The organism is Pseudomonas sp. PDM17, from assembly GCF_014851985.1.
Lineage (GTDB): Bacteria > Pseudomonadota > Gammaproteobacteria > Pseudomonadales > Pseudomonadaceae > Pseudomonas.
Window position 1 is genome coordinate 349482 of the sequence record NZ_JACVAT010000002.1, and the last position, 23086, is coordinate 372567.

Sequence of the window (23086 nt, forward strand, 5' to 3'; positions counted from 1 at the left end):
AAGGAGCTCCCATGAGTGCACAAACCGAGGCGGTGCCCGGCATCGCCGAACAACCCTGGCGCGAGCGCGATGGTCGCCTGGTCCTGCTGGCCTCGCGCCGCCGGGGCCACGCCGGCCTGCATTTCCCGCCGCTGCCGGAAACCTCGCCATTGCGCGAAGGCTGTGAGCTGGTGGAACTGGACTCCACGCCGCAGCTGTACAGCTTCACCGTCGTGCATTTCAGCCCGAAGGCCAACAAGTCGCCACAGCCGCTGGGCCTGGCCGATTTCCCTGAAGGACTGCGGGTGTTCGCCCGCCTGGACTATCACGCCGGTCGCCAGCCGCGCATCGGCGAAGCCCTGAGCCTGTGCCTGGTCGACTCCGACAGTGGCCCGATCTACGCCTTCCGTCCGCAGGAGGACGCATGAACAAGCCGGTCTACATCTCCGGTGTGGCGATGACGCCTTTCGGCCGTCACACCGCGTCCCTGCAGGACCTCACCCAGCAGTCGGTGTTGCAGGCGCTGGCCTACGCCGGTATCGAGCTGCACGAGCCGCAGGCCTTTTACGCCTGCAACGTGTTCGGCGGCATGGTGCTGGGCCAGGTGCTGCTGCGTGACCTGGGCCTGTCCGGCCTGCCGATCTACAACGTGGAGAACGCCTGCGCCAGTGGCGCCACCGGCGTACACCTGGCCTGCCATGCGCTGCAGGCCGGCATCTACGACACCGTGGTGGTGTTCGGCGTGGAGAAGCTCACCAGCCTGGGCGGTGGCACCATCCCGCTGCAACGCAACGACTACATGACGGAACTCTATGCCCGTGCCGGCATGGCGCTGCCGGCGATCTACGCCATGCGTGCCACCCGCTACCTGCATGAGTTCGGCGTGGGCGCCGAGGTGCTGGGCGAGGTGGCGGTGAAGAACCGTCGTCACGGCGCGCTCAACCCCTACGCGCAGACCCGCACCGAGGTCTCTCTCGACGAAGTGATGAATTCGCGGACGGTCTTCGACCCGCTGACCCTGCTGCAGTGCTGCCCGTCGGCGGTGGATGGCGCCGCCGCGCTGGTGCTCACCACCCGCAAGCCGCAGCAGGCGCGCGCGGTACAGGTGCTGGCATCGGTCATCCAGTCCGGCCGCGCCGAGGAGCCGGATGACGACATTCTGTCCGCCGAGATCACCGCCCGCGCCGCCACGCTGGCGTACCAAGAGGCGGGGGTGAAGCCGGCCGACATCGACGTTATCGAGTTGCACGACGCCTTCAGCATCGCCGAGCTCATCTACTACAACGCCCTCGGTCTGTGCGGCCGTGGCGAGGCCCACGAACTGCTGAAGAGCGGTGCTACCGGGCTGGGCGGCAAGACCGTGGTGAACCCCTCTGGCGGTCTTCTCGCCAAGGGCCACCCGCTGGGCGCCACCGGCGTCGCGCAGATGGTTGAGGCGGTCTGGCAACTGCAACAGCGTGCCGGTGAACGCCAGGCCGAGGGCGCCGAGCTGGCGCTGACCCAATGCACCGGCGGCGGCATCGCCGGCGTCGATCACGCGGCTTCCGCCGTACACATCCTGGGCGTCTGAGGAGACCCACATGAACACGTCCCCCATGAATAAACCGGTCGCCATCGTCACCGGTGGAGCCCAGGGCATTGGCCTGGGCCTGACCCGGGCCCTGCTGGGTGCCGGTTACGCCGTCGCCATGTTTGACCTCAACGGCGAAACGATGGACAGACTGGTCGCCGAAGCCGGCGCGCAAGCGGACAGCCTGATGGGCGTGAAGGTCGACGTGACCGCCGCCGAGCAGGTGAGTGCCGCGGTGGCCCAGGTCGCGGAGCGCTGGAAGACCCCGGACCTGCTGGTGAACAACGCCGGCCTGACCCGCGACAAGCGCCTGGTGAACATGAGCGAAGCGGACTGGGACCTGGTGCTGGACGTCAACCTCAAGTCGCAGTTCCTCTGCGCCAAGGCCGTGGTGCCGGGCATGGTCGAGCAGGGCTTCGGGCGCATCGTCAACATCTCCTCGCGGGCCTGGCTCGGCGGCTTCGGCCAGGCCAACTACTCGGCGGCCAAGGGCGGCGTGATCAGCCTGACGCGCACCCTGGCCATCGAACTGGCCAGGCACGGCATCACCGCCAACGCCATTGCGCCGGGCGCCATCGATACGCCGATCCTCGCGCCACTCTCCGAGGAGCAGCGGGCGAAGATCATGGCGACCATTCCCGTCGGCCGCATCGGCAAGCCCGAGGACATCGCCCATGCGGTGCTGATGTTCGCCGACCCGAAGGCGTCCTACATCACCGGCCAGACGCTCTATGTCTGCGGCGGCCGCTCCCTGTCCAGCCCGAGCGCCTGAGCCATGGCCATCCAGTTCCAGATCATCGGCCACGTGGCGCTCATCACCCTCGATGCGCCGGAGTCCATGAATGCCCTGACCATCGGTGACCTGCGCCACCTGCGCAAGGCCCTGGGCACGGCCCAGGACGACGACCAGGTGCGCGCCATCGTCCTCACCGGCGCCGGCGACCAGGCGTTCTGCACCGGCGCCAACCTCAAGGCGACCCTGCCGCCGTCCACTGGGTTTGCCAGCGGAAACTTCAAGAGCCGCACGGCGGAAGCCGAGGAGGGGGGCTACACGCGACTGATCGACCTCGGTGACCTGGACATCTGGAAGCCGATGATCGCCGCCATCCAGGGCTACTGCCTGGGTGGCGGGTTGGAACTGGCCCTGCAATGCGACCTGCGCATCGCCAGCGAGCAAGCCACCTTCGCCCTGCCCGAAGCGCGGGTCGCCAGCGTACCGGCCGTGGGGGGCGTGCAGTACCTGCTGCGCGCCATCCCGGCGGCCCACGCGATGAAACTGGCGCTGACCGGCGAGCGCATCGACGCCGCCCAGGCCCTGCGCATCGGCCTGATCAGCGACTGCGTGCCGCGCGAGCAGTTGCTCACGCTGGCCATGGAGCTGGCGGAGACCATTGCCGCCAACGGCCCGCTGGCAGTGCAGGCGATCAAGCGCCTGGCGGTGGAAACCAGCCACCTGGCGCCGCGCGACTTCGTCGCCCAGGCCAACCTGCACTGGGGCCTGCTACGCGACAGCCGCGACCGCATCGAGGGCCGCAAGGCCTTCGCCGAGAAACGTCGGCCGAAATTCACCGGCCACTGATCCCCGAGTAACCATCGATGAATTTCGCTCCCAATCCCTCCCAGGAAATGATGATCGACGCGGCCCGGCGCATGGTGCGTGACCGTATCGATCCCGTGCTCGCCCGTCACCCCGTGGACAAGCCGCTGCCGCGCAGCGCCATGCTGGAAATCTACGCCGCCCTCGCCGAGCTGGGCATCACCGCGCCGCGCCTGCCCGTCGAGGTCGGCGGCGGAGGGCTGAAGATGCTCGACTACGGGTTGATCCTCGAACAGCTGCCGGCCATCGTCGCGCTGTCGCTGATTTCCCACGAAGGCACCGTGGCGCGCATCTATTCCGGCTGTCCGCCGGAAATCGCCGCGCAGTACCTGCCGGACCTGATCGCCGGGCGCAAGATCGCCTGCACCGCCAACTCCGAGGTCAACGCCGGCTCCGACTCCAACGCGGTGAAGACCCGGCTGCGAGTCGAAGGCGACAGCGCCTACATCAGCGGTCGCAAGATCTGGATCACCAACGCCTCGGTCTGCGACCTGCTCAATGTCTCCTGCACCCTGGGCAACGACGAGCGTGGCCGGCCGATTGCCCAGCGCGCCCTGGTGGACCGCAGCCAGTCGACGGTGGAGGTGCGCGAGATCGGCGTCACCGGCCTGCAGCAGGGCCACCTGAGCGAGGTGCTGTTCGAGGAAACCCGTATTCCCCGCAGCCACCTGATCGGCGAGGCAGGGGATGCCGCCAGGACCCTCACGGTCGGCTGGAACGGCAACCGCCCGCTGATCGGCCTGATGTGCGTACACCTGGCGCAGAAGGCCTTCGAGATGTGCGTGGAGTATGCCGGCGTGCGCGAGCAGTTCGGCAAGCCACTGGCAGCGCACCAACTGATACAGCAGGACCTGGCGGACATGCAGACGCTGATCGTCAGCGCGCGCCTGCTCTGCTACCAGGCGCTGGACGCGATGGACCGTGACCAGCGCGCCAACGGCAGCTCGGCGATGGCCAAGCGCTACGCCACCCAGGCCTGTGAGCGCGCGCTCGGCCTGGCGATGCAGCTGCACGGCGGCATGGGCATCACCGAGGAACTGGGCATCGAACGCATGTGGCGTGACGCCCGGATGTTCCAGGTGCCCGACGGCATGAACGGCATCCTGGCGTTGATCCAGGGCCGTGAGATCACTGGCGTCAGCGCTTTCCGCTGAGGCTCGCAGAACAGGAATCCGAAGGAGTTCTTCATGAGTTCGCAGATGATGGAAGGCAAGGTCGTCATCGTCACTGGCTCCGGCCGGGGCATCGGCCGTGAGATGGCCCTGCAGATGGCCGCGCAGGGTGCGCGGGTGGTGGTCAACGATGTGGGCGTCAGTGTCAGCGGCGAAGCCGACGACGAGGACCCCGGCCGCGAAGTGGTGGAGGCGATCCGCGCCGCCGGTGGCGAAGCCGTGCTCAGCCGTGACAGCGTGTCGGAGTGGGACAGCGCCCAGCGCATCGTTCAGCAGGCCATGGACAGCTTCGGCCGCCTCGATGCGGTGGTGAACAACGCCGGCATCCTGCGCGACCGGATCTTCCACCAGATGAGCCCGGAGGAATTCGACGCGGTGGTCCGCGTGCACCTCTACGGCAGCTTCTACATGAGCCGCGCAGCGATCACCGGGTTCCGCGAGCAGAAGTCCGGCGCGTTCGTGCACATGACATCCACCTCCGGCCTGGTGGGCAACATCGGCCAGGCCAACTACGCGGCCGCCAAGCTGGGCATCGTCGGGCTGTCCAAGTCCATTGCCCTGGATGGCGCGCGCTACGGGGTGCGCTCCAACTGCATCTCGCCATTCGCCTGGAGCCGCATGGTCGGCTCGATCCCCGCCAGCGATCCGGCCCAGGCTGCGCGGGTGGAGAAGATCAAGTCGATGACCCCGGCGCCGATCGCCGCCATGGCGGTGTTCCTCGCCAGCGACGCGGCCAGCGAGGTCAACGGGCAGATTTTCACCGTGCGCCGCAACGAAGTGTTCCTGATGAATCAGCCGCGCCCGGTGCGCTCCCTGCACCGGGCTGAGGGCTGGACGCCGGAGGCCCTGAGCGAGCACCTGCTGCCGGCGTTCAAGCCGTCGTTCCTGCCATTGGAAACCTCGGCCGACGTGTTCGGCTGGGACCCGGTCTGAGGAGAGCAAGCCCATGGATTTCAACGTACCCGATGACTGGGTGGCGGTAGGCGACGCGCTGATCCGTTTCATCGAACAGGAAGTGCTGCCGCTGGAAAAGCAGCACGCCGACCTGCTGCACAACGAACGCCGGCTGTACACCGAGGATGGCCGCTATGCGCCGCAGGTGATGGAGCTGCGCGCGCAAGTGCGCCGGCTCTCCGCCGAGGCCGGCTTCTACACCGCGCTGGGCGATGCCTCACTCGGAGGCGCCGGCTTGGGCGCCCAGGCGGCGGTCTACCTGCAGGAGCGATTGAATGCCCATGTCGGGCCGTCCCGGCACCTGATCCAGACGGTGATCCTGCCGTCGCCTTTCACCAACGGCCTGACCCCGGTGCTCAAGCACATGCAGCCGTCGGTGCTGGAGGAGTACCTGCCGGCCATCACCAGCGGCGAACGCACCCTGTGCTTCGGCCTCAGCGAGCCGGACGCCGGCTCTGACGTGCTGGCCATGCGAACCCGCGCCGTGCGCGATGGCGACCACTGGATACTCAATGGCAGCAAGCAGTGGATCACCAACGCTCCCTACGCCGACTACGCGATGATCTTCGCCGTCACCGATGAGGAAAAGGTCAGGGCAGGGAAGGGCGGCATCACCGGCTTCTTCCTCTCGACCGACACCCCTGGCTTCTCGGTGCCCAGCGTGATCCCGACCATGGGCCACCTGGGCGCGGACATCGGCATCATCGCGCTGGAAAACGTGCGGGTGCCCGACAGCCAGCGCATCGGCCCGCTCGACCGCGGCCTGCAGGCGGCGCTGGAGGGGGTCAATGCCGGGCGCCTGAGCATGGCGGCGTCCTGCCTGGGGCTGGCCCGCTGGGCCCTGGACCAGGCGCTGGACTACGCCAAGGTGCGCAAGACTTTCGGCCAGCCGATCGCCGAGCACCAGATGGTCCAGGCGATGCTCGCCGAATGTGCGATGGATATCTACGCGGTGAAGAGCATGGTGCGCCATTGCGCGTGGCTGGTGGACGAGGGCCAGCCGGCGACCAAGGAGGTTTCCATCGTCAAGGCCTCCTCCACCGAGGCGCTGTGCCGGGTGATGGACCGTTGCATGCAGGTGCATGGCGGCATGGGCCTGACCAACGAGCTGCGCCTGGAAGAGGGCTTCCGTTTCGCCCGTACCATGCGTATTCCGGATGGCACCTCGGAAATCCAGCGGCGCACCATCGCCCGCCGTCTGCTCGATGGCGATACCTGCTTCTGACCCATAATTCCAACAAGCGGGCCCCAGCCCGCGAACAGGAGGCTTCATGGCCTACAGTCATCCCCACCCGACGCCGCCCGGCGTGGCCGAGCGCCCGAGCGGCCCGCTGGCCGCCGATCCGCGCCATGCCGTCCACCTGCCGGCGCGTCAGGTGCATATTCCGCAAACCAGCATCTTCACCCACCTGCAGACCGCCGCGCGGCGCTATCCGGACAAGACCGCCGTGCAGTTCTTCGGCAGCGCCTACCGCTACGCCGACCTGCTGCGAGACGTCGAGCGGATGGCCGGCTACCTGCAGAGCGTCTGCGGCGTGGAGCGCGGGGACCGGGTGGTGGTGTTCAGCCAGAACTGCCCGCAGTTCATCGCCGCCTACTTCGCCATCCTGCGCGCCGATGCCGTGCTGGTGCCGGCCAACGCCATGCTGCTGCTCGAGGAGATGGAGCACATCGTCAGCGACAGCGGCGCGGTGGCGGCCTTCGTCGCCGAGGAACTGGTGGAGCAGGTCGCCCCGTTGATGGGTCGCACTTCGCTGCGGAGCGTGGTCGTACACGCCTACGGCGATGCGCTGGGTGAGGACGACGCCGGACTGAACATTCCCGACTGGGTGCGCCAGCGCTCCTCGACGCAGCCACTGTTCGCCGGTGGTGAGCGCTGGGCGGCGGCACTGGCCCAGGAGCACGCGCCGGCGCCGCACCGCGCCGGTCCCGACGACCTCTGCATGCTGCCCTACACCTCGGGCACCACCGGTAAGCCCAAGGCCTGCGTACACACCCATCGGACCGTCAGCACCTCCTTCGTCGGCTCCTCCGTATGGCGCCCGACCAACGCCTCCTCGGTGTTCCTCGCGGTGGCACCGCTGTTCCACCTGCTCGGCCTGCAGACCAACGTCAACGCCGCGATCTTCAACGGCAGCACCATCGTGCTGATGCCGCGCTGGGACCGCGAAACCGCCGCCACCCTGATCGAACGCCACGGCGTGACCTTCTGGGCAGCGCTGCCGACCATGCTGGTGGACTTCTTCTCGCAGCCCGGCATCGACCAGCGCGACCTCTCCAGCCTGCGCATCATCACCGGCGGCGGGGCGGCCACGCCGCAGCACATCAGCGACCTGCTCAAGCAGCGCTACGGCCTCGACTACATCGAAGGCTACGGCCTGACGGAGACCGCGTCCTTCCTCTGCACCAACCCGCTGTACAAGCCCAAGCGCGGTTGCCTGGGGGTCCCGACCTTCGGTGTCGACCTGCGCCTGCTTGATCCGGAAACCCTGGAACCGGTCGCCCAGGGCGAGGTCGGCGAAATCGTCGCCCACGCTGGCCAGGCGATGCTGGGCTACTGGAACAATCCGCAGGCCAATGCCGACAGCTTCATCGTCATCGACGGCAAGCGCTTCCTGCGTACCGGCGATCTGGCGAGCATGGACGAGGACGGCTACCTGTTCATGCGCGATCGCCTCAAGCGAATGATCAATGCCTCGGGCTTCAAGGTCTGGCCGGCGGAAGTCGAGGCTTTGCTGCACGGCCACCCGGCGGTATCCGAGGCCTGTGTGATCGCCGTTCCCGACCGCCACCGGGGCGAGACGGTGAAGGCGGTGGTGACCCTGAAGCCCGGCTCCTCGCTGAGCAGCGAGGAGCTGCTCGCCTGGTGCCGCGAACACATGGCCACTTACAAGGCCCCGCGCCTGGCGCAGATCGTCGACAGCCTGCCGAAGAACGCCACCGGAAAGATCGCCTGGCGCGAGCTGCAGGAACAGGAGATGGCCCGGCACGCCTCCTGAGCACCGGGCCCGACAACAACAATTCCAAGGATTCCCCGCATGTACCTGACCCAAGGCCTGCAGCGTTCGCTGCAGCAGACGCCCGAGCGTACCGTCACCCTTTTCGGCGCGCGCCGCCGTACCTTCCGCGAGTTCGGCGAGCGCGTCGCGCGCCTGGCCGGCGCCTTGCGCAACCTGGGCATGGTCGCCGAAGACCGCGTCGGTATGCTCGCACTCAACTCCGACCGTTACCTGGAATACATGCAGGGCACCTGGTGGGGCGGTGGGGTGCTCAACCCGATCAACATCCGCTGGGCGGTGCCGGAAATCGTCTATTCGCTGGATGACTGCAACACCCGCTTCCTGCTGGTCGACGACTACTTCCTGCCGCAGGTCGAGGGCATCCGTGCCCAGGCGCGCAATGCGCCGGTGTTCATCTACGCCGGGGAGAAGGACGCTCCGCCGGGGATGCTCGACTACGAGACGCTGCTGGCCGGCGCCACCCCAGTAGAAGACGCCGGTCGTGGCGGCAACGACCTTGCCTGCATCATGTACACCGGCGGCACCACCGGATTTCCCAAGGGCGTGATGCAGAGCCATTTCAACCTCTGGTCGGCATGCATCCAGCGCATGGCGGAAATCCACCAGGGCGCGGAGCAGCGGGACCTGCACGTCATGCCGCTGTTCCATATCGCCGGGCTGGCGCGGGTGGTCTCCGGTTTCATCGCCGGCGGCTCCCATGTCATCCAGCCGACCTTCGATGCACCGGCGGTGCTGCGCGCCATTGCCGAGGAGGGGGTGACCGACGCGATCCTGGTGCCGACCATGATCCTCGGCCTGCTGGCCCACCCGGAATTCGACCAGCACGATCTGTCCTCGCTTCGGCGCCTGACCTACGGCGCCTCGCCGACCGCCGGCGAGATGATCGAGCAGGTGCTGACCCGCTTGCCGCATCTGCAGCTCTCTCACTCCTACGGGCTGACCGAGGCGTGCCCGATCGTCTCCACCAACCCGCCGCAGAACCATGGCGCCGAGGCCAGGGCCAGCGGCCTGATCCGTTCGGTAGGGCGCGCCGGCCTGGGTGTCAATGTGATGATCGTCGACGATCAGGGCAGCGAAGTGCCGCGCGGAACGGTGGGCGAGATCATCGTGCGCGGCCCGAACATCATGCTCGGCTACTGGAACAAACCGGAGGAAACCGCCAGGGCGCTGCGTGACGGCTGGCTGTTCACCGGCGATGGCGCCTACATGGACGAGCAGGGCTACCTGTTCATCGTCGACCGCCTCAAGGACATGATCGTCAGCGGCGGCGAGAACGTGTATTCCGCCGAGGTGGAGAACGTCGTCGCCCGTCATCCGGCAGTGCTGATGTGCGCGGTGATCGGCATTCCCCACGAGCAATGGGGTGAGTCGGTGCATGCCATCGTGGTGCGCAAACCGGGGGCGACGGTGGACGAGGACGACCTGCGTCGCTACTGCCGCGAGTACATCGCCAGCTACAAGTGCCCGAAGTCGGTGGAGTTCCGCGACGCGCTGCCGCTCACCGGGGCTGGCAAGATCCTCAAGCGCGACCTGCGCGAACCCTTCTGGGCCGGCAAGAGCCGGGCGGTGAACTGATGGCCGCCGTCGACCTGTCGCAGGCGGCCATTCCGGCGGGCTTTTCGCCGCTGCCGACGCCGCCGGGCTTCGCCCGTCACTGTGGCGGCTTCTACCTGCACGACGAACTGCCGGTGCTCGCTGTACGCATCGGCGAACACTTGCTCAACTCGGTGCGCATCGTTCATGGCGGCTTCCTTGCTACTCTCGCCGACAGTGCCTTCGGCGTAGTATTCCGGCGCGCGTACGATCTGGAGTTTCCGCCGATCACCGTCAACCTCTCCCTCGACTACCTGGGTGCGGTACGCGAGGGCGACTGGCTGGAGGCCCATGTGGAGATTCTCAAGTTCGGCGGCAGTTTCGCCAACGCCGATTGCCGTCTGAAGGTCGGCGAGCGCACGGTGCTGCGGGCCACTGGCATCTTCACCCTGTGGAAGGGGAGTACGGCCGGCGCCCGCTGATTCATCGAGGTTCCCGTCAATCACCCAAGCCCCATCGAACCCTCGATGGGGCTTCGTCTTTTCTGGCCTGGCAGGATGGCTGCGACAGCGCACCATCCGCTGCTTGTCACCCTTGGTAACGTGGCTCGGCGGCAGTCCTGGCGCGATCTGCGGGCGGGCATGGTGGCATCCGGAAGAATTACCCGATCGGGTGAATTGGCGCACTCCACCCCTCGCTAGCATCGGCTCTCCAAACACTGATCCGCTTTCGGAGCGCCGCATGACAAGAACAACAAAACGCGGAGTTTTTCAGCCGCAGCTGCTGGCCGCCGCCGTCGCCCTGGGCGTCGGTTCGCAGGCCTACGCCGTCGACTTCAATATCGGGGAGATCGAAGGAAAGTTCGACTCCTCCCTGTCGATCGGCGCCAGCTGGTCCACCCAGTCCCCCGACAAACAGTTCATCTCCAACTTCAACTCGATGGGCGTGAAGGGCGGCAAGTCGTCGTCGCGTACCGTGGATGACGGCCGTCTGAACTTCAAGAGTGGCGAGAACTTCTCGACCATCTTCAAGGGGCTGCACGACCTGGAACTGAAGTACGGCGACAGCGGTGCGTTCGTGCGCGGCAAGTACTGGTACGACTCCGAGCTCAAGGATGGCAGCCAGCATTTCTACGATATCGACGACCATGGCCGCGACCAGGCCGCCAAGTCTTCCGGGGCAATGTTCCTCGACAGCTTCGTCTACCACAACTACGAGCTGGGCGACCTGCCGGGTAACGTGCGGCTGGGCAAGCAGGTGGTGAGCTGGGGCGAGAGCACCTTCATCCAGAACGGCATCAACTCGATCAACCCCATCGATGTCGCCGCGCTGCGCCGCCCGGGCTCCGAGGTGAAGGAAGCGCTGGTGCCGGTGAACATGTTCTACCTGTCCCAGGGACTGATGGAGAACGTCACCGCCGAAGGCTTCTACCAGATCGAGTGGGACAAGTCGGTGGCCGACAACTGCGGCACCTTCTTCGGCAATGACGGCATCCCCAAGGGTTGCGATGACCGCCTGGTGGTGTCCGGGCTGGACCTGGCGCCCGGCCAGGCCACCAACAAGGGCAGTGCCCTGGCCATCGCCCGTGGGCTGGATGATGTCTACATCCCGCGGGTCAAGGACAACGATGCGCGCGACGGCGGCCAGTTCGGCGTGGCACTGCGCTGGTTCATCCCCGAGCTGAACGACACCGAAGTCGCGGCCTATGCGATGAACTACCACAGCCGCAACCCGTTCCTCAGCACCGTGCGCACCAAGGGCGCGGGCTCCCCGCCCAACGCCCTGAACGTGCCGCGCAGCGCTGGCTACTTCATCGATTACCCCGAGGACATCCGCCTCTACGGCCTGAGCTTCCAGACCAACATTGGCGGGACCTCGCTGGGTGGCGAGCTGAGCTACCGGCCGAACATGCCGCTGCAGATCAACACCGCCGACCTGCTCAGCGCCACCACCAACGTGCGTGGCACGCCGGGGCTGTCGCCGCTGGTCACCAGCGGCTACATCGCCGACGTGCCCAATGGTGGCGTGATCAACGGTTACAAGCGCATGCCGGTGCTGCAGGCGCAGATGACCGCGACGCAGTTTTTCGACCAGGTGATGGGCGCTGAGCGCCTGACGCTGATCGGTGAGGTGGGCTACAACCGCATCAACGGCCTGGGCGACGCCGATGGCACCGACATCCGTTTCGGCCGCAACCCCGCGTTCGGCTCCGGCATCCTGCCCGGCGCCGCCGGCGCGACCACCTGCGCCGGCACCAACGTCGGCCTGGCCAACGCCAGCAACCCCGCGCAGGAGTGCAACAGCCACGGCTTCTACACCAGTGACTCCTGGGGCTACCGGCTGCGCGGCATGCTCGATTATCCCAACGTCTTCGCCGGGGTGAACCTCAAGCCGAACCTCGCCTGGTCCCATGACGTGGAAGGTCGCGGGCCCAACTTCGAAGAGGGCGCCAAGGCCATCAGCCTGGGCCTGGATGCCGACTACCTGAACACCTACACCGCCAGCCTCAGTTACACCAACTACTTCGACGGCAAGTACAACACCCTGACTGACCGCGACTTCGTCTCGCTCAGTTTCGGCGTGAACTTCTGATCCAGCACAGGCAGATACTCGCATGAAAAAGATCGCATTCCTGCAAACCGGCGTCCTCGCGCTGTCGCTGCTGACCACCAGTGTCATGGCCGCCATTTCCGCGGACGAAGCGGCCCGGCTCGGCACCAGCCTGACGCCGCTGGGCGGCGAAATGGCCGCCAACGCCCAGGGCAGCATCCCGGCCTGGACCGGCGGACTGAAGCCCGGCGCGGCGCCGGTGGATGGCAACGGCTTTCTCGGTGACCCCTTCGCCGCCGACAAGCCGCTGTTCGTCATCACCCGCGCCAACGTCGAGCAGTACAAGGACAAGCTGACCCCCGGCCAGCAGGCGATGTTCCAGCGCTACCCGGACACCTACCGCATCCCGGTCTACCCGACCCGCCGCAGCGCTTCCTCACCGGACTCGATCTACGCGGCGGCGAAGAAGAGCGCCCAGTCCACCGAACTGGTCAACGACGGCGATGGCCTGAGCAACTTTGCCGGGCATTACTACCCCTTCCCGATTCCCAAGTCCGGCGTGGAAGTGGTGTGGAACCACGAGACGCGCTACCGCGGCACCAGCTACACGCAGCAGATCGCCCAGGCCACGCCGCAGGTCAACGGTGACTTCACCGTGGTCGAGATGCAGCAGGATGTCGCTATTCCCTTCCTGATGCCCGACGTGGATGCGCAGAAGGCCGCCAACTACCTGTTCCTGGTCAAGCAGGCGGTGACCGCGCCGTCGCGCATGGCCGGCAACGTGCTGCTGGTGCACGAGACCATCGACCAGGTGAAGGAGCCGCGCAATGCCTGGTCCTACAACGCCGGCCAGCGTCGTGTGCGCCGCGCACCGCAGGTGGCCTACGACGGCCCCGGTACCGCTGCCGATGGCTTGCGCACCGCGGACAACGCCGACATGTACAACGGCTCGCCGGATCGCTACCAGTGGAAGCTGATCGGCAAGCGCGAGATGTACGTGCCGTACAACAACTACCGGCTCTGGTCGCCCAAGCTCAAGTACACCGACATCCTCAAGCCGGGCCACATCGACCAGGACCTGACGCGCTACGAACTGCACCGGGTCTGGGAAGTGGAGGGCACCCTCAAGCCCGGCCAGCGGCACATCTACGCCAAGCGCCACATGTTCTTCGACGAGGACACCTGGTCGCTGCTGGAGGTGGACCACTATGACGGGCGCGGCCAGCTCTGGCGCGTCGGCGAGGGTTACCAGGTCAACGACTACCAGCATGGCGTCAGCCTCTATGCGGCGCAGGCGTTGTACGACCTGATCGCCGGTCGCTACCTGGTGTTCGGCATGACCAACGAATCGAAGAAGGCCACCCAGTACGACCAGAAGTTCAGCATGAACGACTTCACCCCCGCGGCCCTGCGCAACGCCGGTATCCGCTGAGGCAGTCTGTCCGATCGCGGCGATGCGTCGGTCATCGCCGTGCCTGCGCCGGGGCGTCCTGCTCCCGCTCCGGCGCTCTTGGTCCGGGCCACCGGGCATCGCCATCCTGCGGCCGCCACCTGACACGGGTGGCGCCTTTTTCCACGGTGTTTTGCAGTCTGATTGCAGACTCGGCGGGCTCCTGTGCCTTCGCACCGCCTGCTGCTCCCGCCACACCATGGATCGAGGCCCATCATGCAAGGTCTGGGTGTCAGTTCGAACTGGGCGTGCGCGCCCGTTGCCATTCTTCCACGGCTCCCGGAGCACCATGTGCCGCGCGGCGCGCTTGCCGCCGCTGTGCGCCATGGCCGGCAGCGCCTGACGTTGCTGTGTGCACCGGCGGGATACGGCAAGACGGTGCTGCTCTGCGAGAGTTTCACCGGCGGCGCCGCTGGCGAGAGCCTGCTATGGCTGAGCTGCCGCGGGCAGGCGCCGGGGCTGGCCGAACTCTGCTCGAAGATTACCTTGGCGCTGGGTTTTCCAGCCGCCACCAGCCCGGTGCAACTGCTGCGTCTGCTCGGTCTGCCGGGCCGCCCGTTGCGCCTGGTGCTGGATGATCTGGCGGGTGACCTGTGCCTTGAACTGAACAACTGGTTCGAGCAGTTGCTGCACCTGCCGGAGTGCCGTGTACGCCTGTGCGTCAGCTGCCGCCAGCGGCCCGCGTGGGACCTGCCATCGCTGTTGTTGCGGGGCGACCTTCTGGAGCTGGGCGTGGCTCAACTGTGCATGTCACACCGCGACTATGAGGCGGTCTGCTGCCGTATCGCGGCTGATGCCGACGAAGCGCAGCGCGAGGATATCTGGCTGAGGTGCGGCGGCTGGTGGGGTGCCGCCTGCCTTCTGCTGGCCGGCAACAGCCAGGGAAGGACACTGCTGCGTGACTACCTGCAACGCGAAGTGCTGGCGCGCCTGACGGACGGGGAGCGCCGGGTGTTCCATGGGCTGTGCCACCTGCCCAGGTTCTCCGCCGAGCTTTGCGCCCAGCTCTGGGAAGCCGGTGCCGGCGCCCTGGCACTGGGTCGTCTGCTGCACCTGCAGGTGTTCATCCAGCCGCTGGACGCGGAGGAACACTGGTACCGCGTCCAGCCTCTGGTCGCCAGCCTGCTGCACGATGCCATCGCGCCGGACGAGCTGGCGCGCCTGCGCTTGCATGCCTGCCGCCTGCTCAGCCTGGCAGGTCAGCTGCACGACGCCATCGACCAGGCCCTGCGGGCGCGGCAGCCCGAAGTGGCGGCGACCTATATGGAGCGCCTGAAGCCCAGCTGGCAACTCGCCGACCGTCATTTGCGGCGCGTGCTGGAGTGGCGTCGGCAACTGCCTGGCGAGCTGCTGCAGGGCACCCCACGGTTGATCTACCTCAGTTCGCTGGCGCTGTTGCTCAGTGGTCGGGTCGGCGAAGCCGAGCTTAGCCTGGCTGGCCTGTCGCGCTTCCTGCCGGCGGCCACCGCGGAGCATAACCGACTGCTGCTGGCGCACTGGCAAGCCCTTGCCGGTGGCATCCAGGCGTTCCGCGGTGAGCTTGATGGGGCCGAGCGGCGCTGCCGCGAGGCGCTGGCCAACCTGAGGGACGAGCCGAGGGACTGGCTGTCGCACCTGCTCTGCCAGTTCACCCTGGGACGGGTTCTGCAGGCCAGTGGTCGCGTGCGGGAGGCCCAGACGCACTGGCACGCCGCACTGGAACAGGCGCGCCGGCAGGGCTGCCAGGACAGCGAGGCGTTGCTGCAGGGCGAGTGCCTGCGCGGGCTGATGCTGGCCGGTGAGCTGGAGCTGGCCGGGCTGTTGCTCGAGGATGGGCTGCAGGGACGCGCGCAGGCCGGGCTGGATTGGGACCCGGTACTGGGGCGTCTGATGCTCACTCGCGCCGATCTGTTGCTGGCGCAGGGTGCCGTGGAGGATGCCGACCTGGCACTGCGGGCCGCCCTGCCGCACCTGCGCGATTGCGACGCGCCCTTCGTGCTGGGCAGTTACCTTGGGCTGGCCGAGGTGGCTGGGCGTCGCGGCAACCTGGCCCTGGCGCAGGCCCAGGTCCGGCGCGGCGAGCGGGCCATGCAGTGCGCCGGTATCGACCGACACTGCTACCAGCCAGCGCTGGCCCTGCAGCAATTGAAGGGCCTGGCGCAACAGCGTGACTGGCGTGGCGTGCTCGAAGCCGGCGGCCTGCTCGCCGGGCAGTACCCGGTGGGGGGCGCGCTGTCGACCCTGCTGTCGCCCACCCTGAGCCTGGAGGTGCAATGGCTCGTGGCGCAGGCAGAGCACCACCTGGGGCGGCGCGAGCAGGCTGCAGCGCGATTGCGGGTGATCGTCGAGCACTGCGGCCGGAGCGGGTTTGGCCAGCTGCGCGCGGAGGCACTGCGCTTCCGGCAACAGCAGGAAATCGAAGAGGAGGGGGCCGACGCCGGTGGTTATCAGGAGGAGCTGACGGCCCGTGAAGCGGCCGTGCTCGAGCGGCTCGCCGAGGGCCTGTCGAACCAGGAAATCGCCGATGCCCTGTTCCTCTCGGTGAATACCGTCAAGTACCACGCCAAGAACATCAACGCGAAGCTCGGCACCAGCCGGCGCACCCAGGCGATCGCCTTCGCCAAGGCCCGTGGATTGCTCGCCTGAAGCCGTACCACCTGATCCGGGTGGCGCCCTGCGGCGGGCATAGCCCCAACCATTGCAGCGACTCGCCGGCGCTGTCCGCCGGCCCGATTGCCCAGCTGAGGAGCCCCTGCCATGACCGCCACCGCCCACCCGGATGACGCCGCGATCCGTGCGATCCTGCAGCGCCAGCACGCCGCCAGCCGAGCGGGCGAGCCGTGGAGCGCCGAGCAGCGCATCGAGTTGATCGACCGCGCCATCGACCTGCTGGTCCGTCACGAGGCGGCGCTGATCGAAGCGCTCGACGCGGACTTCGGCCAGCGCAGCCCGACCTTCTCGCGCCATAGCGACGTGCTGTCGCCGCTGGCCACCCTGCGTCAGACCCGTGACGAGTTGCACCAGTGGATGCAGCCGGAGCGCCGCCAGGCGCCGCGCGGCGAAGCCTGGGTGCAGTACCAGCCGCTGGGCGTGGTGGGCATCGTCACCGCCTGGAACGTGCCGGCCAATATGGTCTTCAAGGGGCTGGCCGGCGCACTGGCGGCGGGCAACCGGGTCATGATCAAACCTTCGGAGTTCAACCCGCAGACCTCGGCACTGATCGCCCGGATGATCCGTGAGGTCTATGCCGAGGACGAGGTGGCGGTGGTCACCGGTCCGGCGGAGGTCGGCCAGGCGTTCTGTCGCCAGCCCTTCGACCACCTGCTGTTCACCGGGGCCGGCAGCATTGGCCGGCACGTGCTGCGCGCGGCAGCCGAGAACCTGGTGCCGGTGACCCTGGAGCTGGGCGGCAAGTCGCCGGCCATCGTGTCCCGCACCGCCGACCTGAAGAGCGCAGCCAGCAAGATCATGCTCGGCAAGCTGATGAACGCCGGCCAACTGTGCGTTGCGCCGGACTACGTATTTGTTCCCGAAGAGTCGCTGGACGCCTTCGTCGAGATCGCCCGAGCCGTCGTCGCCAAGGTCTTCCCGACGCTGGCCGACAACCCCGAGTACACCGCTGTCATCAACCATCGTCACTACCAGCGCCTGCGCGGCTACCTGGACGAAGCGCGGGCGGCGGGCGTCGAACTGGTCGAACTCAACCCTGCCGGCGAAACGCTCGACCCCGCGCGTCGCAAGCTTGCGCCGACGCTGCTGCGTGACCCTGGCGATGGGCTGCAGGCCATGCAGGACGAGATCTTCGGGCCGCTCCTGCCGATCAAGCCGTATCGCCATTTCGACGAGGCCATCGCCTACATCAACGCCCACCCGCGCCCCCTTGGCCTGTACTGGTTCGGCAGCGATGCCGGCGAGGAGCGAGCGGTGCTCGAACGCACCTGTTCCGGCGGCGTGACGCTCAACGAAGTGATGCACCACGCCGGGCTGGAAAGCCTGCCCTTCGGCGGCGTCGGCCACAGCGGCATGGGCGCCTACCACGGCATCGATGGCTTCCGCACCTTCAGCCACGCCAGGGCCATCTATCGCGCCGGTTGACCGGCACCGGCTCCCGTCACCGTCGAATTCCCCTACTGTCGAGAAGGCAAAACATGAAAGCAGCTGTATTCCACCAGGTCGGCGCGCCGCTGAGCATCGAAGACGTCGTCATCAGCAAGCCCGGTCCGCGCGAAGTGCTGATCCGCACCGTCGCCGTGGGCGTCTGTCACTCGGACCTGCACGTGATCGACGGCTCCTATCCCTATCCAGGCCCCCTGGTGCTCGGCCACGAGGCCGCCGGCATCGTCGAGCAGGTCGGCTCCGAGGTACGCACGGTCAAGCCCGGAGATCATGTGGTGACTTGCCTGACGGTTTTCTGCGGCCACTGCGAACACTGTGTGACGGGCCACCTGTCGCGCTGCGTTTCGCCGGAGACCAAGCGTGACAAGGACGAAGAGCCGCGTCTGAGCTATGCGCAGAAGCCCATGCCGCAGTTCGTCAACCTCTCGGCCTTCGCCGAGCAGATGCTGGTGCACGAGAACGCCTGCGTGGCGATCCGCCGCGACATGCCGCTGGACCGCGCCGCATTGCTGGGCTGTGCCGTAACCACCGGTACCGGTGCGGTCTTCAACACGGCCAAGGTCCGTCCTGGCGAAACGGTCGCGGTGATCGGTTGTGGCGGCATCGGCCTGGCGGCGATCAATGGCGCGGCACTGGCCGGAGCCGGGCGGATCATCGCCATCGACATGCTCGACTCCAAGCTGGAGCTGGCCCGCCAGTTCGGCGCCACCGATGTGGTCAACGGCAAGTGCGGCGACGCGGTGAAGCAGGTGCTGGAGCTGACCCGTGGCGGCGTGCATCACGCCTTCGAGTGCATCGGCCTCAAGCAGACTGCCGAGCAGGCCTTCGGCATGCTCGCGCGCGGGGGCACCGCCACCATCATCGGGATGATCAAGCCGGGCCTGAAGATCGAGGTCGACCCCTACCAGTTGCTCCACGAACGTCGCCTGCAGGGCTCGTTGATGGGTTCCAACCGTTTCCCGGTGGACATGCCCGCGCTGGTGGATTTCTACATGGCCGGCCGGCTCAAGCTCGACGAGATGATTTCCCAGCGCATCCGCCTGGACCAGATCAACCAGGCCTTCGATGAATTGCGTCGCGGCGAGCTGGCTCGCTCGGTGATCGTCTTCGACCAATGACTTGCCCGGGGCCGCCCGCTGGCGGTCCGGCAACAGGAGTTCACTGATGGATATCCATTTCACGCCCGAGGAACAGGCGTTCCGCGAAGAGGTGCGTGCCTTCCTGCGCGCCTCGTTGCCCCCTGAACTGGCGCAACGCATCCTCGCCGGCAAGCGCCTGAGCAAGGAAGACCAGGTGCGCTGGATGCGCATCCTCAACCAGCGCGGCTGGCTGGTGCCGGGCTGGCCCGCGGAGTACGGCGGCCCGGGCTGGGGCGCCATACAGAAGCACATTTTCGAGGAAGAGTGCTTCGCCGCCGGCGCGCCACGGGTGGTCGCCTTCGGCGCGAAGATGGTGGCGCCGGTGCTGATCCGCTTTGGCACGGCCGAGCAGAAGGCGCGCTTCCTGCCTCGCATCCTCGACAGCTCCGACTGGTGGTGCCAGGGCTATTCCGAACCGGGTGCCGGTTCCGACCTGGCCGCGCTGAAGACCCGCGCCGTGCGCGAAGGCGATCACTACGTGGTGAACGGCCAGAAGATCTGGACCACCTTGGCGCATTACGCCGACTGGATGTTCTGCCTGGTCCGCACCGATCCGGATGCGCCCCAGCAGCGCGGCATCAGTTTCCTCCTGATCGACATGAAGACACCGGGCATCACGGTGCGGCCGATCATCACCCTGGACGGCGAACACGAGGTCAACGAAGTGTTCTTCGACAACGTGCGCGTTCCGGTTGAAAACCTGGTGGGCCGCGAGAACGAAGGCTGGACCTGCGCCAAGTACCTGCTCACCCACGAGCGCACCAGCATTGGCGGCATAAACCAGACCAAGGTGCTGCTGCGCAAGCTCAAGCAGGTCGCCGGGCAGGAGCTGCGCAACGGCCGGCCGCTGCTCGACGACCCGCTGTTCCGTGCGCAGGTCGCCGCCGTGGAGATGCAACTGATGGCGGCCGACATGAGCAACCTGCGCGCATTGGTGGCTGCCCGCGACGGCGGGGTGCCGGGTGCCGAAAGCTCGATTCTCAAGGTCAAGGGCACCGAGGTACGCCAGCAGATCGTCTACCTGCTGACCAAGGCCGTGGGCAGCTATGCGCTGCCCTTCCTGGAGGACGAACTGGGCCTGGAGGCCATGCCGGGCGAGGTGCTGCACAGCGCCGACAGTGCCACCGCCACCTATCAGTACCTGGATTCGCGCAAGGCCTCTATCTACGGCGGCTCCAACGAGATCCAGAAGAACATCATCGCCAAGATGATCCTCGAGTTGTAAGGAGCCTGCAGCATGGACTTCAAATTGAGCGAAGAGCAGCAGATGCTGCAGGACACCACGGCACGCCTGGTACGGGACCACTATGGTTTCGAGCAGCGCGAGGCCAGTCGGCGCGAACCGGGCGGCTTCAGCCGGGCCTTCTGGGCGCAACTGGGTGAGCTGGGGCTGTGCGCGGTGCCATTTGCCGAAGCCCATGGCGGGTTTTCCGGCCAGGGTGTGGAAGTGGGCCTGGTCTGCGCCGAGCTGGGTCGTGGCCTGTGCCTGGAGCCCTATCTGTACTCGGTGGTGTATGCCGGCGGCCTGCTGGCGCAACTGAGCAACCCGGCGCAAGGCGCCGAACTGCTGCCGCGAGTCGCCAGCGGCCAGTTGCAACTGGCGCTGGCCGTCGATGAGCCGCAAAGCCATTACCAGCTGCACGATGTGCACAGCACCGCCAGCCTCACGTCTGGCGGCTGGCTGCTGGACGGACGCAAGAGCGTGGTTTTCGGCGGACAGAGCGCCGGGCTGATCCTGGTATCGGCCCGCACCGCCGGGGATCCGCTGGACGAAACGGGCATCAGCCTGTTCCTGGTCGACCCGGACAGCCCCGGCGTGCGTCGCCGGGACTACCCGACGCTGGACGGGCGCATGGCCTGCGACCTGTACCTGGACCAGGTCTTCGTGCCAGCCGCGGCTCTGCTGGGCGCGGAGGGCGGCGCGCTGGCTGCACTGCGCTACCAGCAGGGGCGGGCAATCGCCGCGCAGTGCGCCGAGGCGGTCGGCAGCATGGAGGCGGCCTGCGCGCTGACCCTCGACTACCTGAAAACCCGCCAGCAGTTCGGCAACGTCATCGGTAAGTTCCAGGCCCTGCAGCACCGAATGGTCGACCTGCGTATCGAACTGGACCAGGCCAGCTCCATGGCGCTGCTCGCCGCGTGCCTGGCCGATGAGCCCGAAAGCGTCGAGCGCAGTCGCGCCCTGGCGGCGGCCAAGTACATCGTCAGCCGCGCAGCCCGCCTGATTGCCGACGAGAGTGTGCAGCTCCATGGCGGCATCGGCCTGACCTGGGAATACCAGCTCTCGCACCATGCCAAGCACCTGCTGATGGTGGCCCGTCAGCTGGGCGACGATGACCACCACCTGCAGGTCTTCAGCGACTTGATGGCGCCTGCCTGAGCCGCAGGCATCTCTTGCACCGGGCCGGCGAGGCCCGGTGCCGCAGCCTTCTCCTGGCGGTCTGCTGGTGGCTGAGTTGCAGATATTCGCGAGAGGCAGCTACCGACTCATGGCGGACGTTCAATTGCCCTGTCCGGCGGCAAGTAGAACGGCCGATGCAAACAGGTTGGATGTTCAGTGTTGCGCTGAAATTCGAATCCGTGCTGAATGACTGCGCTTCAAGGGTGGCAGTCTCCCGTCTGCTGGATCTGCTATCAATGGAGCCTGGCTCAGGCCGACCTGATCCTGCCCCCTGACGCGGAGACACCCATGCCACATGTCATTATCAAAATGCTCGAAGGCCGAAGTGAGGCCCTCAAGGTCGAGTTGACCGAGGAAATCGCGAATGCACTGAAGTCGGTAGTCGGGTGCGGGGACGAATCGATATCCGTAGCCATTGAAGATGTGGCGCCTGCGGACTGGAAACGGACGGTCTACGACACCGACATCCTCGGTGCAGGCGACAATCTCTACAAAAAGCCAGGTTACAAGCCTTAAGCGTGGTACCCGCGCAGCCTCGATCCCGCTGCTGGGCTGCGCAAGCTTCTCGCCTATTCTCGCGGTGCCCCCGCGTCGGCGTGACCGCGCAAGCACTTGAGGTCCAGCCTGGGCGCGATGCCAAACAGACGACTGTACTCGCGGCTGAACTGGGAGGGGCTTTCATACCCGACCGAGAAGGCCGCCCGTGACACATCCAGGTGCTCGTTGAGCATCAGCCGGCGAGCCTCGTTCAGGCGCAACCACTTCTGGTATTGCAGCGGGCTCATGGCCGTCAGTTGGCGGAAGTGGTGATGGAAGGTCGGCGGGCTCATCTGGACCCTTGCCGCCAGGTCTTCGATCCGCAGAGGCAGGTGGAAATTCTGCTTCAGCCAGTCGACGGCCTTGGCGATCCGGTAACCCTGGCTATCCACCGAGGCGATTTGCCGCAAACGCGCCGCCTGGTCGCTTCGCAGCAGGCGGAAGTGGATCTCGCGCTGGATCAGCGGGGCCAGCACGGGAATCGCATCGGCGTCGTCCAGCAAGTCCACCAGACGCCCGAACGAGGAGAGCAGGCCTGGGCTCATGGTGCCGATCCCCACCCCTCTGCTGACAGCCCGCTCGCGGGTCAGTGGCAGGCCGCCCTGGGCGATGAGTTCGGCCAGGATCCGAAGGTCGAGCTTCAGCACCAGTCCTACGCAGGGGGCTTCCTCGCTCGCCTTCAGCACTTCCGAATTAGCCGGCAGATCCAGCGAGGTGACGAGAAAGCGCGATGGGTCATAGGCATATCCCTCAGCTCCCACCCAGAGCTGTTTCTCGCCCTGGGCGACGAGGACGATGCTGGGCTCGACCATGCAGATGCAGGGCGGTGACGGGCTGTTGCGGCGGAACAGGCTGAGCCCGGCGATTGCAGTGGAAACGTCGCTCGGTTGGGCGATGCGCGCGGCAATGGCCTGTGCCATCGACTGGGCTGGCTGTGTGGTGGTCTCGGTCATGCTGTTCGGGTCTGGCACCTGTTTCGCTAGAAGCTACCGCGAGCTTCGGCTCGCTTTCCATCAAAAAGCTGCACGCCCAGAGGATCAGGCAAGTAATCCAGTGGATTGCGCTACTGATTCAGCCGCGCCTGCCCGG

General features: G+C 66.9%; 19 protein-coding genes. 18 read left to right on the top strand and 1 reads right to left on the bottom strand.

The window, feature by feature from the left end:
- Window positions 1–11 precede the first annotated feature (11 nt).
- From IB256_RS07380 to IB256_RS07465, 18 genes are all read left to right on the top strand, one after another.
- Window positions 12–407, top strand: a complete 396-nt coding sequence (locus IB256_RS07380) for a Zn-ribbon domain-containing OB-fold protein (protein ID WP_192401929.1) — start codon at window positions 12–14, stop codon at window positions 405–407.
- On the top strand, window positions 404–1549 hold the full coding sequence (locus IB256_RS07385; protein ID WP_192401931.1) for a thiolase family protein: 1146 nt from the start codon (window positions 404–406) through the stop codon (window positions 1547–1549). The genes IB256_RS07380 and IB256_RS07385 overlap by 4 nt, the downstream gene beginning before the upstream one ends.
- Before the next feature lie 10 nt (window positions 1550–1559).
- Complete coding sequence (gene fabG, locus IB256_RS07390; protein WP_192401933.1) at window positions 1560–2321, top strand: 3-oxoacyl-ACP reductase FabG; 762 nt, start codon at window positions 1560–1562, stop codon at window positions 2319–2321.
- Between the two features lie 3 nt (window positions 2322–2324).
- Complete coding sequence (locus IB256_RS07395; protein WP_192294794.1) at window positions 2325–3128, top strand: enoyl-CoA hydratase/isomerase family protein; 804 nt, start codon at window positions 2325–2327, stop codon at window positions 3126–3128.
- A gap of 17 nt (window positions 3129–3145) precedes the next feature.
- Window positions 3146–4300 carry an acyl-CoA dehydrogenase family protein gene (locus tag IB256_RS07400; protein ID WP_192401936.1) on the top strand — a complete coding sequence of 385 codons (1155 nt, stop codon included), beginning with the start codon at window positions 3146–3148 and terminating at the stop codon, window positions 4298–4300.
- A gap of 33 nt (window positions 4301–4333) precedes the next feature.
- A complete protein-coding gene (locus IB256_RS07405) occupies window positions 4334–5251 on the top strand; it encodes an SDR family oxidoreductase (RefSeq protein WP_225601667.1) in 918 nt (305 codons plus the stop codon).
- A gap of 13 nt (window positions 5252–5264) precedes the next feature.
- Window positions 5265–6497, top strand: coding sequence for an acyl-CoA dehydrogenase family protein (locus IB256_RS07410; protein ID WP_192294792.1), 1233 nt, complete (start codon window positions 5265–5267; stop codon window positions 6495–6497).
- A gap of 46 nt (window positions 6498–6543) precedes the next feature.
- Window positions 6544–8271 carry a long-chain fatty acid--CoA ligase gene (locus IB256_RS07415; protein ID WP_192401938.1) on the top strand — a complete coding sequence of 576 codons (1728 nt, stop codon included), beginning with the start codon at window positions 6544–6546 and terminating at the stop codon, window positions 8269–8271.
- A 39-nt stretch (window positions 8272–8310) separates the two neighbouring features.
- A complete protein-coding gene (locus IB256_RS07420; protein ID WP_192401940.1) occupies window positions 8311–9867 on the top strand; it encodes a long-chain-fatty-acid--CoA ligase in 1557 nt (518 codons plus the stop codon).
- Window positions 9867–10307: a PaaI family thioesterase gene (locus tag IB256_RS07425; protein WP_192294789.1), complete on the top strand. Its 441-nt coding sequence runs from the start codon at window positions 9867–9869 to the stop codon at window positions 10305–10307. The genes IB256_RS07420 and IB256_RS07425 overlap by 1 nt, the downstream gene beginning before the upstream one ends.
- A 259-nt stretch (window positions 10308–10566) precedes the next feature.
- Entirely contained in the window at window positions 10567–12417 is a 1851-nt protein-coding gene (locus IB256_RS07430; RefSeq protein ID WP_192294788.1) for a DUF1302 domain-containing protein, read from the top strand.
- A 22-nt stretch (window positions 12418–12439) separates the two neighbouring features.
- A complete protein-coding gene (locus tag IB256_RS07435; RefSeq protein ID WP_192294787.1) occupies window positions 12440–13807 on the top strand; it encodes a DUF1329 domain-containing protein in 1368 nt (455 codons plus the stop codon).
- Between the two features lie 309 nt (window positions 13808–14116).
- Entirely contained in the window at window positions 14117–16450 is a 2334-nt protein-coding gene (locus IB256_RS30860) for a helix-turn-helix transcriptional regulator (protein WP_192401942.1), read from the top strand.
- Between the two features lie 111 nt (window positions 16451–16561).
- A complete protein-coding gene (locus IB256_RS07445; RefSeq protein ID WP_192401944.1) occupies window positions 16562–17899 on the top strand; it encodes a coniferyl aldehyde dehydrogenase in 1338 nt (445 codons plus the stop codon).
- 53 nt (window positions 17900–17952) lie between these two features.
- Window positions 17953–19038 (top strand): Zn-dependent alcohol dehydrogenase, encoded by a 1086-nt coding sequence (locus tag IB256_RS07450; RefSeq protein ID WP_192401946.1) that lies wholly within the window; start codon window positions 17953–17955, stop codon window positions 19036–19038.
- Window positions 19039–19084: 46 nt separating this feature from the next.
- On the top strand, window positions 19085–20284 hold the full coding sequence (locus IB256_RS07455; protein ID WP_192294783.1) for an acyl-CoA dehydrogenase family protein: 1200 nt from the start codon (window positions 19085–19087) through the stop codon (window positions 20282–20284).
- Between the two features lie 12 nt (window positions 20285–20296).
- Window positions 20297–21439 (top strand): acyl-CoA dehydrogenase family protein, encoded by a 1143-nt coding sequence (locus tag IB256_RS07460; protein WP_192294782.1) that lies wholly within the window; start codon window positions 20297–20299, stop codon window positions 21437–21439.
- A gap of 309 nt (window positions 21440–21748) precedes the next feature.
- Window positions 21749–21976, top strand: coding sequence for a tautomerase family protein (locus IB256_RS07465; protein ID WP_081516876.1), 228 nt, complete (start codon window positions 21749–21751; stop codon window positions 21974–21976).
- A gap of 53 nt (window positions 21977–22029) precedes the next feature.
- Here the strand turns inward: IB256_RS07465 and IB256_RS07470 are convergent, their stop codons facing one another.
- On the bottom strand, window positions 22030–22917 hold the full coding sequence (locus IB256_RS07470; RefSeq protein ID WP_412547957.1) for an AraC family transcriptional regulator N-terminal domain-containing protein: 888 nt from the start codon (window positions 22915–22917) through the stop codon (window positions 22030–22032).
- Window positions 22918–23086 lie beyond the last annotated feature (169 nt).

Bases quoted from the DNA above. Each gene is read 5' to 3' on its own strand.
- IB256_RS07380 (WP_192401929.1), top strand. From the start codon at position 12: ATGAGTGCACAAACCGAGGCGGTGCCCGGCATCGCCGAACAACCCTGG.
- IB256_RS07385 (WP_192401931.1), top strand. From the start codon at position 404: ATGAACAAGCCGGTCTACATCTCCGGTGTGGCGATGACGCCTTTCGGC.
- fabG (WP_192401933.1), top strand. From the start codon at position 1,560: ATGAACACGTCCCCCATGAATAAACCGGTCGCCATCGTCACCGGTGGA.
- IB256_RS07395 (WP_192294794.1), top strand. From the start codon at position 2,325: ATGGCCATCCAGTTCCAGATCATCGGCCACGTGGCGCTCATCACCCTC.
- IB256_RS07400 (WP_192401936.1), top strand. From the start codon at position 3,146: ATGAATTTCGCTCCCAATCCCTCCCAGGAAATGATGATCGACGCGGCC.
- IB256_RS07405 (WP_225601667.1), top strand. From the start codon at position 4,334: ATGAGTTCGCAGATGATGGAAGGCAAGGTCGTCATCGTCACTGGCTCC.
- IB256_RS07410 (WP_192294792.1), top strand. From the start codon at position 5,265: ATGGATTTCAACGTACCCGATGACTGGGTGGCGGTAGGCGACGCGCTG.
- IB256_RS07415 (WP_192401938.1), top strand. From the start codon at position 6,544: ATGGCCTACAGTCATCCCCACCCGACGCCGCCCGGCGTGGCCGAGCGC.
- IB256_RS07420 (WP_192401940.1), top strand. From the start codon at position 8,311: ATGTACCTGACCCAAGGCCTGCAGCGTTCGCTGCAGCAGACGCCCGAG.
- IB256_RS07425 (WP_192294789.1), top strand. From the start codon at position 9,867: ATGGCCGCCGTCGACCTGTCGCAGGCGGCCATTCCGGCGGGCTTTTCG.
- IB256_RS07430 (WP_192294788.1), top strand. From the start codon at position 10,567: ATGACAAGAACAACAAAACGCGGAGTTTTTCAGCCGCAGCTGCTGGCC.
- IB256_RS07435 (WP_192294787.1), top strand. From the start codon at position 12,440: ATGAAAAAGATCGCATTCCTGCAAACCGGCGTCCTCGCGCTGTCGCTG.
- IB256_RS07445 (WP_192401944.1), top strand. From the start codon at position 16,562: ATGACCGCCACCGCCCACCCGGATGACGCCGCGATCCGTGCGATCCTG.
- IB256_RS07450 (WP_192401946.1), top strand. From the start codon at position 17,953: ATGAAAGCAGCTGTATTCCACCAGGTCGGCGCGCCGCTGAGCATCGAA.
- IB256_RS07455 (WP_192294783.1), top strand. From the start codon at position 19,085: ATGGATATCCATTTCACGCCCGAGGAACAGGCGTTCCGCGAAGAGGTG.
- IB256_RS07460 (WP_192294782.1), top strand. From the start codon at position 20,297: ATGGACTTCAAATTGAGCGAAGAGCAGCAGATGCTGCAGGACACCACG.
- IB256_RS07465 (WP_081516876.1), top strand. From the start codon at position 21,749: ATGCCACATGTCATTATCAAAATGCTCGAAGGCCGAAGTGAGGCCCTC.
- IB256_RS07470 (WP_412547957.1), bottom strand. From the start codon at position 22,917: ATGGCACAGGCCATTGCCGCGCGCATCGCCCAACCGAGCGACGTTTCC.